The organism is Companilactobacillus paralimentarius DSM 13238 = JCM 10415 (assembly GCF_001434985.1).
Taxonomy (GTDB): domain Bacteria; phylum Bacillota; class Bacilli; order Lactobacillales; family Lactobacillaceae; genus Companilactobacillus; species Companilactobacillus paralimentarius.
This window is the reverse complement of sequence record NZ_AZES01000088.1, coordinates 1-484: the sequence shown is the minus strand read 5'-3', so window position 1 is coordinate 484 and position 484 is coordinate 1. Positions and strand designations below refer to the sequence as shown.

1 protein-coding gene is annotated in these 484 nt (G+C 38.6%); it reads right to left on the bottom strand.

What is annotated here, in order from left to right; translation table 11 throughout:
• Window positions 1–484 (bottom strand): IS30 family transposase (locus FD33_RS07840; protein WP_156407833.1); only part of this gene is annotated, 484 nt, incomplete at both ends.

Sequence of the window (484 nt, the reverse complement as noted above, 5' to 3'; positions counted from 1 at the left end):
TCAATAAGTGTTAAGACTACGCTCTCGTGACCATTTCTCTTACCAACGATAGTATCAATTTCAAAGTCACCAAAATCTTCTCGCAAGTCAACGCTCTCAGGACGTTCCTCGATACTTCTACCCAATAGACGCTTATGTTTCTTCGAAACGTGTAGCTTGGTAGATCTATTCATTTTGTCGGTTAAGTCTATATTACGTATCTCTAAACGTTGTTCATCGATGTACTTATAAAGAGTGGTAGTTGATACCATTTCATCTTTAAAGAATAACCCATCGACACGTGATCTACCTGCGATTATATCTGGAGACCACCCCTGTTTGAACTGTTCTACAAAGTAGCTTAGGAATTGTTTAACTCGATTAAACTTAGAAGGTCGATGACACTGCTTACGCAGCGTGTCATAACGTAATTGAGCGGTATCAGGGTAATAATCATTAGAGAAATATTGTTTCCCATTAACCTTTTTAACCTGTCTTACGGTCC